Genomic DNA, 14,827 nt, shown 5'->3' on the forward strand with positions numbered 1-14,827 from the left:
AATGATGGAACGAATAGTCATATTGGGAGCAGGAGAAAGCGGCGTAGGAGCAGCCTTGTTGGCTGCACATAGGGGCCACCAAGTGATGGTCTCCGATGCGGGAAGCATTTCCGAGCCCCGCAAGGAGCTACTTTCCAAAGCAGGGATTCCCTTCGAAGAAGGCACGCACAGCGCAGGCCTATTTGATCGGGTGGATCTGGTCATCAAGAGTCCAGGAATTCCCTATAGCCTGCCCATGATTCAGGATCTGCTAACCAGGGATGTCCCCGTAGTAGACGAACTGGAATTTGCCAGTTCCTTTAGCCACGGAAATATCGTTGCAATCACCGGCACCAACGGAAAAACCACCACCACCCTTTTGACCTTCCACCTGCTGAAGGAGGCAGGGCTGGACGTGGGCTTGGCCGGAAACGTGGGAAAAAGTTGGGCAGGACAGTTGGTCCAAAGGGACCACGCTTGGTGGGTTTTGGAAACGAGCAGCTTCCAAATAGAGGGATTTCGGAAACTAAAACCCAAAGTCGCCATCTTACTAAATATCACCCCAGACCACCTGGACCGGTACGGCTATCAACTGGATGCCTACGCAGAAGCCAAGTTCAAACTGATGGATGCCATGGACAGGGAGGATCACTTTATCTACTTTAACGAGCAGGATATCATCCGAAACAGGGTAGAAGCATGGGAGAACAGCAAGCACCGCTACCCCATCGCATGGGATGCAACCTATAGCGCCAGTCATTTTGTACAGGAAGATCTGCTACATATTGTCCATGGCAACGAAACGCTGCGCTTTGACCTATCGGAGACCAACCTGCGCGGAAAACACAATCAAATCAATGCCTTGGCTGCCATCCAAGCTGCACTGATCGCCGGACTGACAGAAACACAGATACGCCATGGACTGCAAACGTTCGTCAATGCCCCGCACCGCATGGAAGGCGTGGGAACCGTGGATGGCATTCGGTTTATCAACGACAGCAAAGGCACCAACGTAGACGCAACGGCCTACGCCTTGGCGGCCTACAAGGAACCCCTGATCTGGATTGCCGGAGGCGTGGACAAGGGAAATGACTACTCCGTGCTGATCCCCTTGGTAAAGGACCGGGTGAAGCACCTAATCTGTTTGGGAAAAGACAACGAAAAACTGAAAAACGCTTTTGGTGGGGTGATCCCACGTATCAGCGAAACCAAGTCTATAGAAGAAGCCATCGGCCTGGCGGTTGATTTTGGACAAAGCGGAGACTTAGCCCTGCTATCGCCTGCCTGTGCCAGCTTCGACCTATTTAAAAATTACGAAGATCGCGGAGATCAATTCAGGAAAGCAGTAAAACGCATGGGAGAAAGGAGGCAATTGTGACAGCTATCAAAAACTGGATGGAGGAAAATCTGAAGGGGGACCCTATAATCTGGGGTATCGTGATCTTGCTTTCACTGATCAGTATCCTTGTGGTATATTCCGCCACCGGGTCCCTCGCATACCGAACCGCCGGTGGCAATACCGAACTGTACCTATTCAAGCACGGAGCACTGGTAATCGCCAGTCTCGTGGTGATGTGGGCGGTTCACAATATCCCCTACCGATACTTTGCCAAGCTAAGCCTGTTGGCGCTTTGGGTGAGCATTCCCCTGCTGGCGTTCACCTACCTCTTCGGTTCTACCATCAACGAAGCCAACCGCTGGCTGACCATTCCCCTGATCAATCAGGCCTTTCAACCTTCTGATTTGGGTAAGCTTGCGCTGATTTCTGCGGTAGCAGGAATGCTGGCCAAGCGGCAGCGCAACATCGAAGACTGGAAACGTGCGGTGATTCCTATTCTGATCTGGATCGGCATTATCTGTACGCTCATTGCCTTTGCAAACATGTCTACCGGGGTGATGCTTTTGGCTACCTGCCTGCTGCTGATGTTTATAGGGCGGGTGCCTGTGAAATTTCTGGCCATGGTCGTACTGGTGGGGGTATTCAGCCTGACCACCGCCATTCTGCTGGGGCAACGGGGGGAAACCTTCTTCCAACGCATCGAGAAGTTTATGAGCGATAGCGATCAGGACCTTCCTTATCAGGCCAAGCACTCCTACATCGCGATCGCCACAGGAGGCATCGCCGGCAAAGGTCCTGGCAAAAGCGAGCAACGCAACGTACTCCCCCACCCCTATTCCGATTTTATCTATGCCATCATTATCGAAGAATACGGCATGATCGGAGGTGCCACGGTATTGTTTTTGTATTTGGCCTTGCTGTATAGAGGCATGCGCGTGGTCGCCATTTCTACCCGACCCTTTGGCGGACTGCTTTCGGCCGGGTTGAGCTTTGCCCTGGTCATACAAGCCATGATCAATATGGCGGTGGCCGTGGGGCTGGTACCGATCACCGGATTGCCCCTGCCCATGGTCAGCATGGGAGGAACTTCCCTGATCTTCACGGGGATCTCACTGGGCATCATCCTGAGTGTAAGCCGGGGTGACCACGAGGACAGCTTTGCGGCCGAAACACCTATGGAACGAAAACTGGCAAGAGTAGCCTAATATGACAACCAAACACCGGACATATCGCATCATCATCAGCGGCGGCGGCACAGGCGGACACATTTATCCTGCCATTGCCATCGCCAACGCGTGGATGGCCGCACATCCGGGGAGCGAAATCCTGTTTGTGGGTGCCGAAGGAAAGATGGAGATGCAAAAAGTACCCGAGGCCGGCTATGCAATCGAAGGGCTGAAGATAGCCGGATTGCAACGCAGCCTCTCCCTGAAAAACCTCAGCTTTCCCTTCAAAGTATGGGGCAGCATCCGCCGGGCCCAAGGGATTTTGCAGCGCTTTCAGCCGGATTTGGCGGTGGGCGTGGGCGGCTATGCGAGTGGTCCCCTGCTTTTTGCAGCGCAGCGTCGGGGCATTCCCACCGTGATACAGGAGCAAAACTCATATGCTGGCCTGACCAATAAATTACTGGCCAAACATGCGCGGGCAATCTGCGTGGCCTACCCCGGCATGGAGCGCTTTTTCCCAGCAGAACGGATTCACTATACCGGAAACCCGGTTAGAAGCGATATCCTTGCGCTGGAGGGGAAAGCAGATCCTGCCAAAACGGCGTTTGGATTGGACCCCACCAGAAAAGTCCTCTTAATACTCGGCGGAAGCTTGGGTGCACGCACCATCAACGAGGCCGTTGCCGCAGCCATGGGTGAATGGGAACACAATGGTTATCAGGTGCTCTGGCAGACCGGGAAATTTTATTTCAACGAAATGAACGAGCGGGTAGACCGGTCCGGACTCGTGCATATCCATCCCTTGGAATTTATCCGGGAAATGGACTTGGCCTATGCTGCCGCAGATCTTGTGGTATCTAGGGCGGGCGCCCTGTCCGTATCGGAACTAAGCCTAGTGGGAAAACCGGTGATCTTTATCCCCTCTCCAAACGTGGCTGAAGATCACCAAACCAAAAATGCCCAGACCTACGTCTCGGCGGGGGCGGCACGGATGTTGCCGGACGGGGAAGCAATCGCCCGACTGGGCAGCTTTCTGGAAGAATTGGCAAACGACGAAGCTGCCTGCCAACAGCTTGGCGAAAACATACGAAAACTGGCCAAAGAAAAAGCAGCCGAAGAAATCGTAGCGGTCATGGAAAAATGGATCCAATGAACTTGAAAAACCTACATAGCGTCTATTTTCTGGGTATCGGCGGCATCGGCATGAGCGCCATCGCCCGCTGGTTCAACTACATCGGTGTACCCGTGTGGGGATATGACAAAACGCCCTCCCCGCTCACCCATTCTCTGGAGGCAGAGGGTATGGTGATCACCTATACCGATCATATCGGCGAGTTGCCTGCAGCTTTTTTGGAGAGTACCGAAAACCGGCTGGTAATCTGGACCCCTGCCATCCCCAAGGACTCCGTACTGAAAAACCACCTGTTGGAAAAAGGGTATCCACTCAAAAAACGATCCGAAGTATTGGGGATGATCACCCGGGACATGTATTCGGTAGCGGTGGCGGGTACCCATGGCAAGACCACCACCTCCTCCATGGTAGCCCACCTGCTCAAACAGGCCGGAAAAAACATTGCCGCCTTTTTGGGTGGCTTAACTCAGAATTACCAAAGCAACCTGATTCTGCACGATGAGGGTAGTGAGGAACCGCCCATCGTCGTGGTGGAGGCGGACGAATTTGACCGCTCCTTTCTGCACCTGCATCCCAATATCAGCATCCTGACCAGTGCCGACCCGGACCACCTGGACATCTATGGTGACGGGGCACAGGTCATGGAAGGCTTCAGTAACTTTCTGGCGCTCACTGCCCCCGAAGGCAAAGTGATCGGCCAATACCGGGCATTGGAAAAACTGGGGAATCTTACGGGAATTTCCTCGAAGGTGATCTCCTATGGCATAGAAAGTCAAGGCATCCATGCCGTAAACATCGTGGCCGGCATTCGCGGATTCAGCTTTGACTATGTAGATACAAACGAAACCATCTCCGGGTTGCACTTGCCTATGCCGGGATTTCACAACATCGAAAACGCCCTCGCGGCCATTGCCGTTGCCCGGCACTTTGGCGTAAGCGCAGAACAAATCAAAACAGGTTTGCTGAGCTACAAAGGGGTGAAACGTCGATTTGAGATTGTGTATCAAGACGATGAGCGGGTGTACATCGATGATTACGCCCATCACCCGGAGGAGATTAGGGCATTCTTGAGTTCTGTACGGGCGATTTACCCCTCCAAGAAGCTTACCGCGGTATTTCAACCCCATCTGTTTACCCGAACGCGGGATTTTGCAGAGGGCTTTTCCGAAAGCCTTTCCCTGGCCGATGAAGTCATCCTGCTGGACATTTACCCAGCGCGGGAACTTCCCATTCCAGGCGTAACCTCCTCCATGCTGTTACCCGCTATTCAGTCCGCTGAAAAGAGTCTAAAGAGCAAGGAAGAACTAATCCCCTACCTGCAGGAGGCAAAACCCGAAGTACTAGTAACCATCGGGGCAGGAGACATAGACCGATTGGTACATTCGATATTTAACTGGCTGAGCGATGGAAAAAGGTAGAAACTGGAAACTTAAGCGATGGGTAGTTTTTGCCTCGTTGGGCTTGGTCCTGACCCTTTACATCGGCTTTGTGGAGTTCCGGGGGGGCCATAAGACCTTCGAAGGCATCGAAGTATATGTGGAGGGCGTCAGCGAACTCTACTTTGTGGAGGAAAAGGAAATCCTGCGCATGCTGGAAAACGAATTTGCGCAGCTGCGACCGGGTGCAGCGCTGAGCGATATCTCCCTCTACGAGCTGGAGAAAAAAGTGGAGAGTCATCCCTTTGTGAAGGATGCGGCCGTATTTGCTGACTTGAAAGGAAAGATCATGGTGAAGGTAGCCCAACATATTCCCTTGGCGCGCATCGTTCGCCCTATGGCTCCCGATGCCTACATCAGCACCGAAGGCAAAATCCTGCCCACTTCCAACAACTTCACCCCCAGGGTGATCACCCTGGAAGGCCGAGGGGCTGAGCGTATCCTCGAACAAGGGGCGCTGACTCCCGAACAGGAGGCCTTACTGGAGCTGATCCACTACATCCACGACGATAAAATGTGGCAGGCACAAATCAGCGGAATGGAGCTTCTGGCCAACGGCGACGTGCTACTACAGCAGCAGGTAGGCAAGCAAGTCATCGAATTCGGAAAACCGGAACAGATCGCAGAAAAATTTAAAAAAATCGGTATTTACTATACCGAGATCGTGCCGCAAAAGGGCTGGAATGCCTACGAGCGGGTCAATGTGAAATATAAGGATCAGATCATTTGTGAATAAACAAAGCGCTATGGAAAATGAAAAACTAGTCGTGGGCTTGGACATCGGCACCACTAAAATCTGCGCAGTTATCGGGCGCAAAAACGAATACGGAAAACTGGAAGTGCTCGGCATGGGCAAAGCCGTGTCGGAGGGCGTAACCCGGGGAATCGTAACCAACATCGACAAGACCATCAACGCCATCCAAAAGGCCGTAAACGAAGCCTCCGAGATGTCCAACGTGGACATCGGAGAGGTGATCGTAGGCATCGCGGGACAGCATATCCGTAGTTCGGTACATCACGGGGTGATCATCCGCAACAGTCAGGACGACGAGATCACCGTGGAAGACGTACGCCGCCTGGCAAACGACATGGAAAATATCATCGTACCTCCCGGCAACAAGATCATCCACGTAATGCCCCAAGACTATACCGTGGATTACGAAGACGGGGTAAAGGACCCCGTGGGCATGTCTGGAGTAAGGCTGGAAGCCGACTTTCACATCATCACTGCGCAAAGCTCGGCTATCCACAACATCAACAAGTGCGTCAAGCGCGCCGACCTGATCTCCAAGGACCTGATCCTGGAGCCATTGGCCAGTTCCCTTTCTGTATTGAGCGAGGAAGACAAAGAAGCCGGTGTGTGTCTGGTAGATATAGGCGGTGGCACTACCGACGTGGCCATCTTTCACGAAAACATCATCCGCCACACCGCGGTGATCCCTTTCGGGGGCAATATCATCACCACCGACATCAAAGAGGGGTGCATGGTGATGCAGAATCAGGCCGAGCTGCTGAAAACCAAATTTGGCAAGGCCCTGGCCGAACGGGCCAACCCCAACGAGATCGTTTCCATACCGGGGCTCAGAAACAGACCGCCCAAGGAAATCTCCGTTAAGAACTTGGCCTCCATCATTCAGGCCAGGATGGAAGAAATCATTGAGATGGTGCAGTCCGAGATCGTGGCCAGTGGCACCTACAAGAAGCTAGCGGGTGGCATCGTGCTTACCGGCGGCGGATCCCTGCTAAACGGTGCTTCGCAGCTCTTTGAATATGTCACCGGGTTAGATACCCGCATTGGCTATCCCAACGAACACTTGGGCAAGTCCAAGGTGGAAGAAATCAAAAGCCCCATGTACGCCACCACCGTAGGGCTGGTACTTGCGGGCTTCAAGGCTCTGGACGACCGGGAAGAAACCTACCGGGCCAAGGAACTCCACAGTCAAGTACCCCAAAATGGCAAAAACAAAATCGGTCGTGCGGAAAACGGATCCAAGGACATTTTCAGCAGCATTACCAAGAAACTGAAAAACTTCATCACCGATGATTTAGGAGATGAAACCCCGGGCTACTGATCCCAGTCCGGTTAGCCAGCGCATTTTCCATTTACGCAAACTAGTAGCCAATACATCGTTCACCATACAACGAGGAAAACGTCAGAAATTATGAAAGACTATCAATTTGACATCCCCAAAAACCACAAGTCCATCATCAAGGTGATCGGAGTGGGTGGAGGCGGCTCCAACGCCGTAAACCACATGTACAACCAGGGAATTAAAGACGTGGAGTTTGTGGTCGTCAACACGGACGCACAAGCGCTTAAAAGCAGCCCTGTACCCCTGAAGATACAAATCGGCACCCACCTGACCGAGGGGTTGGGTGCGGGAGCAAATCCCGAAAAGGGAAAACACGCCGCCATGGAAAGCAAGGAGGAAATCCGCGAGCTGCTCTCCGACAATACCAAGATGATCTTCATCACTGCCGGGATGGGCGGAGGCACCGGCACGGGTGCAGCGCCAGTGATCGCCAAAATCGCCAAGGACATGGATATCCTGACCGTAGGCATCGTTACGGCGCCCTTTGTATTTGAAGGCAGGAAGAAAATGTCCTCAGCCCAGATCGGGATAGAAACCCTGCGCGAAAACTGCGATACCGTACTGGTCATCCTAAACGACAAGCTGCGGGAGATCTACGGCAACCTGCCCATTCGGCAAGCCTTTGGCAAAGCGGATAATATCCTGACCACTGCAGCCAAATCCATCGCCGAGATCATCACCATCCACCAGGACGTAAACGTAGATTTCGAAGACGTCAAGACCGTCATGAAAGACGCCGGAGCAGCCGTAATGGGCTCCGCAACGGAGGAAGGCGAGGACCGTTCGATCAAGGCCGCGGAGAAGGCCATATCCTCTCCCCTGCTCAACAATGTGGACATTCGGGGCGCACAAAAAGTACTGCTCTCCATCATGTCCGGCGAGGAGGAAGAACTCTCCATGGACGAACTGAGCGATATCACCGAATTCATCACCAGCAAAGCCGGTGACAACGCAGAGGTAATCTTCGGACAGGGAATTGATTCAGACCTGAAAAAAGCTATCCGCGTGACCGTAATCGCGACCGGTTTTGAACCCGAATCCATCACCGAGAAGCATCAGATCATGGGCCAAAAGGCTGATGACTCAAAAAAAGTCATCGACCTGGAGTCCGGAAAAACTTCTAAGGTGGATGAAGTAGGTGCTCACACAGGTCAGCAGTTTTCGTTTGTGACCCCCACCCCCATACAGCCGGAGCAACCCAAGGTGGAAGAAAAACCCCAGCCGGAGCCTAAAGCATCAGCGGAGCCACCTATCGTCCATAACCTGAACGATAAAGTAGATCGGGACGAGGAGTTTATCTTCGAAAAAACTGTTCCCACACCTGAACCAAAAAAGGTGCTCACGCTATTTGACAAGGCAGACAACGAAATCGTGCCGCCCAAGCCAAAGCAGGAAGCCGAAACCAACCCGCACCTGACGTATTACAACGAGATGCGGGAATCCGCCGTCAAAAGGGTATACGAGAAGTTTGAGCGACTGAAGCAAAAGCGCTCCGTAGATCAGTCGCCAGAAGAATTTAAGGAGAAGCTGGAAGTGCCTGCTTACCTGCGCAAGAATGTGCAATTGCAAGAAGTAGGACACAGTTCCGAGCGGAACCTTTCCAAATTCAATCTAAACGACGACAACGAGATTATCAGCAACAACCGCTTTTTACACGATAACGTGGACTAAAAAGCAATCAATAGTTCTGCCTGTTCTCGCAATAAGTCAAGGTACAATCTGTTGGTGAGCAGATTGCCTGACATGTTTTCCTCGATCTTTGCCAATCTTGGCTTAAAGGCGAGCACATGCATTCCCAGGTAATGAAAAACGTCGGTCAGGTGGCTCATGGCTATACTGCCACCGCCGACGCCTGAGGAAATCCCCACCAGTGCACACTTCTTATGCCGAAAACTGTTCGGGTAGGTCATGCCATCGATAAAGGCTTTCAGGATACCGGGAAAGGAGTGGTTGTACTCCGGTACGATAAACACGTATTTGCTACCGGCCTTTACTTGATCGTGGACCTTGTTGAAGGCGGCGTTTTTTCCATTGTTTTCGTAAAGCGCCGAAAACACAAAATCATCCGGCAGATCACTGAGACTGATGATCTCGGAGGATTGCCCCAAACCCAGCAGCAGTTCCTGGTATTGATTAGCGACCTGTTCGGATATGGAGGGCTGGCGGTTGGTGCCAACGATTATTTTTATCATGAGTGCTTGGGGGATTCTTTTATAACTTCAATACTACAACCAACCGAGGGGTAAAGTTTCTTTAAAAAGCGAATAAATTATCTAAACCGGAGGAATAGATCCGCCGGAAAGCCTATTTTTACCTTTTTTACACCTAAATTATTCGACGCATGCCTACCAACCAAGTTGCCCAAACCCATATACAGAAAATCGGTGAAGCCTTTCAGTACCTCAGCGACTGTTTTGAATCCTCTCCCCGCATAGGCATCGTCCTGGGTACTGGGCTGGGCAGCTTAATGGACGACCTGGAGCTGGACTGTGAGGTAAACTACAAGGACATCCCGAATTTTCCGGTATCCACGGTAGAATCCCACGCCGGGAAGCTGGTATTTGGCAAAATCCAGGGAAAGCCTGTAGTGGTAATGAAGGGGCGGTTTCACTATTACGAGGGTTACACCATGAAGGAGGTGACTTTTCCGGTGCGGGTGATGAAACAAATGGGCATCAAACACCTGCTGATCTCCAATGCCTCCGGTGGGCTAAACCCCACCTATCAGGTCGGCGATTGCATGGTCATCGACGATCATATCAACCTTTTTCCGGAAAATCCTCTGATCGGCAAAAACCTCGACAGCATGGGTCCCCGCTTTCCCGACATGAGCGAACCCTATGCCAGGGACCTGGTGGAAGTTGCGATGGACTATGCGCAGCGAAACGGACTGACGCTGCATAGCGGCGTATATGCTGGAGTGACCGGCCCCACGCTGGAGACGCCTGCCGAATACAAATACCTCCGTGCCATCGGTGCAGATGCTGTGGGTATGAGTACGGTGCCCGAGGTGATCGTGGCCCGGCACATGGATATCCCGGTCTTTGGGATCTCGGCCATCACCGACCTGGGGGTGCCCGGCAAGATCAAAAAGATTGCGTTGGCCGATGTGATCGATGCGGCAAAGGCCGCCGAACCGGTGATGACCCGGATACTGCACGAGGTGATCAGAAGCTTGTAGGCAGGAAGTGGGGCTAGGTGCCTTCTCCGGGTGGATCGATGTTTTGGCGCTTTAAGTTGCGGTTCATATACGTCTGCCAGGTGACCACGTTGACCTTGTCCTGATGCTGCTGTACGGCGGCGGACTGCGCATAGGAGAAGTACTCAACCTGAAGACCAGCGATATAGAAGTTGACCGCAAAATGATCCGTATACGGCAGGCAAAAGGCAAAAAAGACCGATATACCCTATTGCCCGTCGCCATCCTGGATCGGTTGCGGCGATACCTAAGAGCTAACAGGTATTGAAATGAAAAAGCTAGTTGCCTATAATCGGAATTTCATTAAATTTAGAAGTCTAAACCACTGGGTACATAGGACAGCTAACCGCAAGGGGTTGCGGTTAGCCAGTAGTTGTGCTTCATTTAAATAATCGAAATAAACGAACATTCTTTTGAATGTTTCGTATGTTTGCTGTAACAAAGCAGATTAATATGAACAACATTGAGAATATAGAAAGACCTTCTAAAGAAGAACAAAAGGCAGCCATGTTATCCTATGATGCTTTAGCTGCTGCATTAGATCAAATTCATTCTGAATACCCTGAAATTGAAATCGAAGAGACCAATGATAGGATTAAAATTCCTTTGAAAGCATTGCAACTTCTAGCCAAAATTCTAAAAGAGACCAGTAATGGTAAACCTGTATCTATAGTTCCTATTGCTACTGAAATAACTACTCAAGCAGCAGCGGAACTTATAGGATGCTCAAGGCCACATTTGGTGAAATTGCTTGAAAACGGGGAAATCAGCTTTACAAAAGTTGGTAAACACAGAAGAATCAAATATCAGGATATCATCAATTATAAAAGAAAAATGAAAGAAGAGCAGCGCAAATTGCTCATAGAAATCATGAAGTCAGACGAAGAATCAGGTTTGTATGATTCATAGTGTCAGATTTACATGCGTTCTTGATACCAATGTGATTTACCCGATTGATATCAGAGACCTTCTGTTTTGGTTTGCCTCATATGATCTTTTCACTCCCAAATGGAGTAAACAAATTTTTATAGAATGGGAAAACGTGATGAAACGTAAGGGTATTTCTGAAGAAGAGATAAAAAAAAGATTGGACAAAGCCTTGCGTGCATTTCCAGATGCGTTGGTTGATAATTATGAATCACTTGTTAACTCTTTAGAATTGCCTGACGAAAAAGATAGGCATGTATTGGCTGCTGCAATTAAAACGAATGCAAATATCATAGTAACAAACAACCTGAAGGATTTTCCACCAGCATATTTAGCAAGCTTCGGTTTAACAGCAAAAACAGCCGATGACTTTATAACAGATACCATTGACCTAAATAATGACCTTGCATTAGAAGCTTTCAGAGCATTGGTATTGAATAGAACCAATCCCAATCTGGATGAATTTGAGATATTAGATCGATTTCGGAAAAATGGACTGATTGATTCAGCAAACTACCTGCATGCTCTATTATGATAAAGGAAAAACGAAAGCACAATCGAGTAGCCCGACCTGAGCTAAATAGCTCTGGTTGAGGCTCTCAAACCACTCCCGATAGCTCGGGATACGGGTCTCGTCCTCCCCGCAGCCCGGCCCCTCGCTAAAATGATCCGCCTCGGCGGATTATTTCTTAACGCTCAGTCCCAGTTCATCAACCATAGAATAGCCGCTCTTTTCACCGACTATCCCTTTCCGCTACTTTTAAGATAAGGCTATGCCGATAGCTATCGGCACTCCGTATCGAATTTTCGTGTCGCTTGATGTTCGGTCTCCCGACTGACTTGTTGGAACGAAGTGGAAATCCCGCCCTAGCGGGGCTAACAGGCTTCACCAACTTGTCCGCCAGCCGGCGGAGACTTTCACCCTCTGGAATACTTTGGTATCTTCGATACCAGATGCCCATGCCGGGCACACACAGCAACTAAGAAAACATGGGGCGGTCAATGGTATCCGAAAGATTTGTTCCCCGAGCAAACCTTTGTTCTAACAGCAAGGTAATCGCTTCGAAATGCACCACGTTTCTTAGCCGCGGACCGTTAGTGGCAGGCAAAAAAAAACTACGTATGAAATCTACTTTGTTTGCACGTGCTATAAATTTGATTTAATTTTACACGTACAAGAACTTAAAATAGGAGGAGTGTAAAATGAATACTAAACTGACACTTACAATAGAGCAATCGGTAATTGAAAAAGCTAAAAAGTACGCATCAGGAAAAGGCAAAAGTCTTTCTAACATAATAGAGAATTACCTAAAAATCATTACGAAAGAAGAACAATCCAAGGAAGTTGAACTGACTCCCATCGTGAAATCTTTAAAGGGGACATTTAAAGAACCCCGAAACTTTGATTATAAATCGGAACTCTCAAAAAGACTTGCTGAAAAATACCTGTAAGAATGAAAAGAATATTGATTGACACTGACGTTATTCTGGATTTCTTTTTCGACAGAAAACCCTTTTCAGACAATGCAGCGAAAGTATTAGCCCTTTGCGAATCTAAAAAAATTACAGGCCATATTACGTCAATGATTATTAGCAATGTATACTATTTGTTGAGACAAACTGCGAAGCACGAAAAAGTGACTGATAAATTAAATCAGTTAATCTCCATAACTGAGGTGTTGACCACTGATAAAGAAACAATATTGCGGGCTCTGAATTCACCATTTAAAGACTTTGAAGATGCTTTACAGAACTATTCCGCTGAAATAATCGGAGACATCGATGTAATAGTCACTCGTAATACTAAGGATTTTAAAAACAGTGCATTAGGGGTTATGACTCCGGAGAGTTATTTGAAGTTAATAATAGCAAACCACTAAGAAAGCTGTATACGGCAGCCAAGGCTCCATAGCAGATAGAGTGCTTCGTACTCCCAAGTCAGCCGCACTTGGCCTGAAAATCTCGTAATTGGCAGAAAAGCCCCGGCCGACCACATACAGCCGGGTTTTGTGTGCAATTTGACAAACCAATATATTCAAATAAATTTTACGGGTTTGTATTTCATTTATATCAAATATATTATTATTTACATAATAATATAAATTATAAAAACTGCAGACAATCGAGGCCCTACCTGAGCTAAATAGCTCAGGATGGAGCTCTAAAACCGCTCGGGATAGCTATGGGGATACGGGGCTCGTCCTCCCCGCGGCCTGGCCCCATGCTAAAATAATCCGCCGAAGCGGATTATTTCTATACGCTAGGTCCTCTCACGGCAAGACCACCAGCCCTGTGAAATACAGGAGACTGGCTGGAACGAAGTGGAAATCCCGCCTTAGCGGGGCTAACAGGCTTCACCAACTTGTCCGCCAGCCGGCGGAGACTTTCACCCTCTGGAATACTTTGGTATCTTCGATACCAGATGCCCATGCTGGGCACACACAGCGCATAACAAAAATGGCGAGATTTGTGCTGAAACGTGTGTTTTGTGTATTTTTAGCAACTTAAAGTTTAACCGAAAAAAAAGTGCATATTAAGTCGCCACTAATGTTACGCGCGAGACGTTATGCCCAATAATAAACGACAATGACGATAGACTATAAAATTGACGAAAACGACTTTTTGACACATCAACTTTTTGTTGCGTCAAAATCTGACCGCATAAAAAAGAAAAGGCAAAGAAACAAAGTGATATTGCCATTAATATACATTGCTTTTGGACTTTTATTTCTCTATCAAGACAAAGTTTTATTGGCAATTATATTTTTCATTATCGGACTTCTTTGGTTTCTTATTTACCCCATTTGGGAAAGACGACACTACATCAAACACTATAAGGGGTTTATAAAAGAAAATTACAAAGACAGACTTGGACGAACCGCAACTTTGGAATTTAACAATGAATATATCTTAGCAAAAGACAACGGAAGTCAGAGTAAAGTTTTGACAACTGAATTAGAAGAAATATGCGAAATCCCTTCAACAATTTTTGTTAGGCTAAAAGGCGGACAATCATTTATTTTACCAAAAGACAAGATAACTGATTTTGACAAAGTGAAAGCAAAACTAAAAGAACTTGCTGACCATTTGAAAATTAAATACGACACGGATGAAAAATGGGAATGGAAATAATTACCAGGAATCATCGAGACGGGCTCGCCAACCGTTAAGTTGACGAAGTGCGCCTCTCACACCACTCCTGATAGCTATCGGGATACGGGTCTCCTCCTTCCCGCGTCAGGAATATGGTTTCCGCAGTCCCCGCTCGTTTCTCCAGTTACCATGACCTACTGTTGCCACATAGAAACCGAATCTATTTCAACCCACCCTACAGGCCGGCCCTTCGCTAAAAATATCCACCGTATATTTTCTTCACGCTCAGTCCTCCATGTAAGGACATATTCCTTCCCCCAATATCCACTGGATCTACCTTACAGGTACTTGGTGGTTTCCCACTCTTGGACGTCAGTATGCTGCCACACACTGCCCGGCCCCTCGCTAATAACTTTCACAGAAAGTTTTCTTTACGCTCGGTCCTCTCACGGCAAACCACCCC

General features: G+C 49.0%; 15 protein-coding genes. 14 read left to right on the forward strand and 1 reads right to left on the reverse strand.

From position 1 onward, the window contains the following. Position 1 precedes the first annotated feature (1 nt). The 7 genes from murD to ftsZ all read left to right on the forward strand — a co-directional run bounded on the left by murD (position 2) and on the right by ftsZ (position 8,816). Entirely contained in the window at positions 2–1,357 is a 1,356-nt protein-coding gene (gene murD, locus JJU34_RS02940) for a UDP-N-acetylmuramoyl-L-alanine--D-glutamate ligase (RefSeq protein WP_228690835.1), read from the forward strand. Beyond that, positions 1,354–2,523 carry an FtsW/RodA/SpoVE family cell cycle protein gene (locus JJU34_RS02945; RefSeq protein WP_228690836.1) on the forward strand — a complete coding sequence of 390 codons (1,170 nt, stop codon included), beginning with the start codon at positions 1,354–1,356 and terminating at the stop codon, positions 2,521–2,523. Before murD ends, JJU34_RS02945 begins: the two co-directional genes overlap by 4 nt. Before the next feature lies 1 nt (position 2,524). Then, complete coding sequence (gene murG / locus JJU34_RS02950) at positions 2,525–3,637, forward strand: undecaprenyldiphospho-muramoylpentapeptide beta-N-acetylglucosaminyltransferase (RefSeq protein WP_228690837.1); 1,113 nt, start codon at positions 2,525–2,527, stop codon at positions 3,635–3,637. Further along, the gene (murC, locus tag JJU34_RS02955) at positions 3,634–5,034 is read left to right on the forward strand and encodes a UDP-N-acetylmuramate--L-alanine ligase (protein ID WP_228690838.1); all 1,401 of its coding nucleotides are present in this window, start codon (positions 3,634–3,636) and stop codon (positions 5,032–5,034) included. The genes murG and murC overlap by 4 nt, the downstream gene beginning before the upstream one ends. After that, on the forward strand, positions 5,021–5,788 hold the full coding sequence (locus tag JJU34_RS02960) for a cell division protein (RefSeq protein ID WP_228690839.1): 768 nt from the start codon (positions 5,021–5,023) through the stop codon (positions 5,786–5,788). The genes murC and JJU34_RS02960 overlap by 14 nt, the downstream gene beginning before the upstream one ends. Positions 5,789–5,798: 10 nt before the next feature. Then, positions 5,799–7,124: a cell division protein FtsA gene (gene ftsA / locus JJU34_RS02965; protein ID WP_228690840.1), complete on the forward strand. Its 1,326-nt coding sequence runs from the start codon at positions 5,799–5,801 to the stop codon at positions 7,122–7,124. 90 nt (positions 7,125–7,214) lie between these two features. Further along, positions 7,215–8,816: a cell division protein FtsZ gene (ftsZ, locus tag JJU34_RS02970; RefSeq protein ID WP_228690841.1), complete on the forward strand. Its 1,602-nt coding sequence runs from the start codon at positions 7,215–7,217 to the stop codon at positions 8,814–8,816. On the opposite strand, the gene JJU34_RS02975 is transcribed toward ftsZ, so the two are convergent. Continuing rightward, positions 8,813–9,337, reverse strand: a complete 525-nt coding sequence (locus JJU34_RS02975; RefSeq protein WP_228690842.1) for an NAD(P)H-dependent oxidoreductase — start codon at positions 9,335–9,337, stop codon at positions 8,813–8,815. The genes ftsZ and JJU34_RS02975 overlap by 4 nt on opposite strands. Positions 9,338–9,486: 149 nt before the next feature. On the opposite strand from JJU34_RS02975, the gene JJU34_RS02980 reads away from it, so the two are divergent. The 7 genes from JJU34_RS02980 to JJU34_RS03010 all read left to right on the forward strand — a co-directional run bounded on the left by JJU34_RS02980 (position 9,487) and on the right by JJU34_RS03010 (position 14,403). Continuing rightward, on the forward strand, positions 9,487–10,326 hold the full coding sequence (locus JJU34_RS02980; protein ID WP_228690843.1) for a purine-nucleoside phosphorylase: 840 nt from the start codon (positions 9,487–9,489) through the stop codon (positions 10,324–10,326). 103 nt (positions 10,327–10,429) lie between these two features. Then, the gene (locus JJU34_RS02985; protein WP_228690844.1) at positions 10,430–10,612 is read left to right on the forward strand and encodes a tyrosine-type recombinase/integrase; all 183 of its coding nucleotides are present in this window, start codon (positions 10,430–10,432) and stop codon (positions 10,610–10,612) included. 185 nt (positions 10,613–10,797) lie between these two features. Then, the gene (locus tag JJU34_RS02990; RefSeq protein ID WP_228690845.1) at positions 10,798–11,253 is read left to right on the forward strand and encodes a helix-turn-helix domain-containing protein; all 456 of its coding nucleotides are present in this window, start codon (positions 10,798–10,800) and stop codon (positions 11,251–11,253) included. After that, positions 11,243–11,806 carry a PIN domain-containing protein gene (locus JJU34_RS02995; RefSeq protein WP_228690846.1) on the forward strand — a complete coding sequence of 188 codons (564 nt, stop codon included), beginning with the start codon at positions 11,243–11,245 and terminating at the stop codon, positions 11,804–11,806. Before JJU34_RS02990 ends, JJU34_RS02995 begins: the two co-directional genes overlap by 11 nt. A gap of 668 nt (positions 11,807–12,474) precedes the next feature. Continuing rightward, the gene (locus JJU34_RS03000) at positions 12,475–12,723 is read left to right on the forward strand and encodes a DUF6364 family protein (protein ID WP_228690847.1); all 249 of its coding nucleotides are present in this window, start codon (positions 12,475–12,477) and stop codon (positions 12,721–12,723) included. Positions 12,724–12,725: 2 nt separating this feature from the next. Then, a complete protein-coding gene (locus JJU34_RS03005; RefSeq protein WP_228690848.1) occupies positions 12,726–13,151 on the forward strand; it encodes a PIN domain-containing protein in 426 nt (141 codons plus the stop codon). Between the two features lie 706 nt (positions 13,152–13,857). After that, a complete protein-coding gene (locus JJU34_RS03010) occupies positions 13,858–14,403 on the forward strand; it encodes a YcxB family protein (protein WP_228690849.1) in 546 nt (181 codons plus the stop codon). Positions 14,404–14,827 lie beyond the last annotated feature (424 nt).

This window comes from Lunatimonas sp. (genome assembly GCF_020832325.1).
In the GTDB taxonomy this organism is placed as follows: Bacteria; Bacteroidota; Bacteroidia; order Cytophagales; family Cyclobacteriaceae; genus Lunatimonas.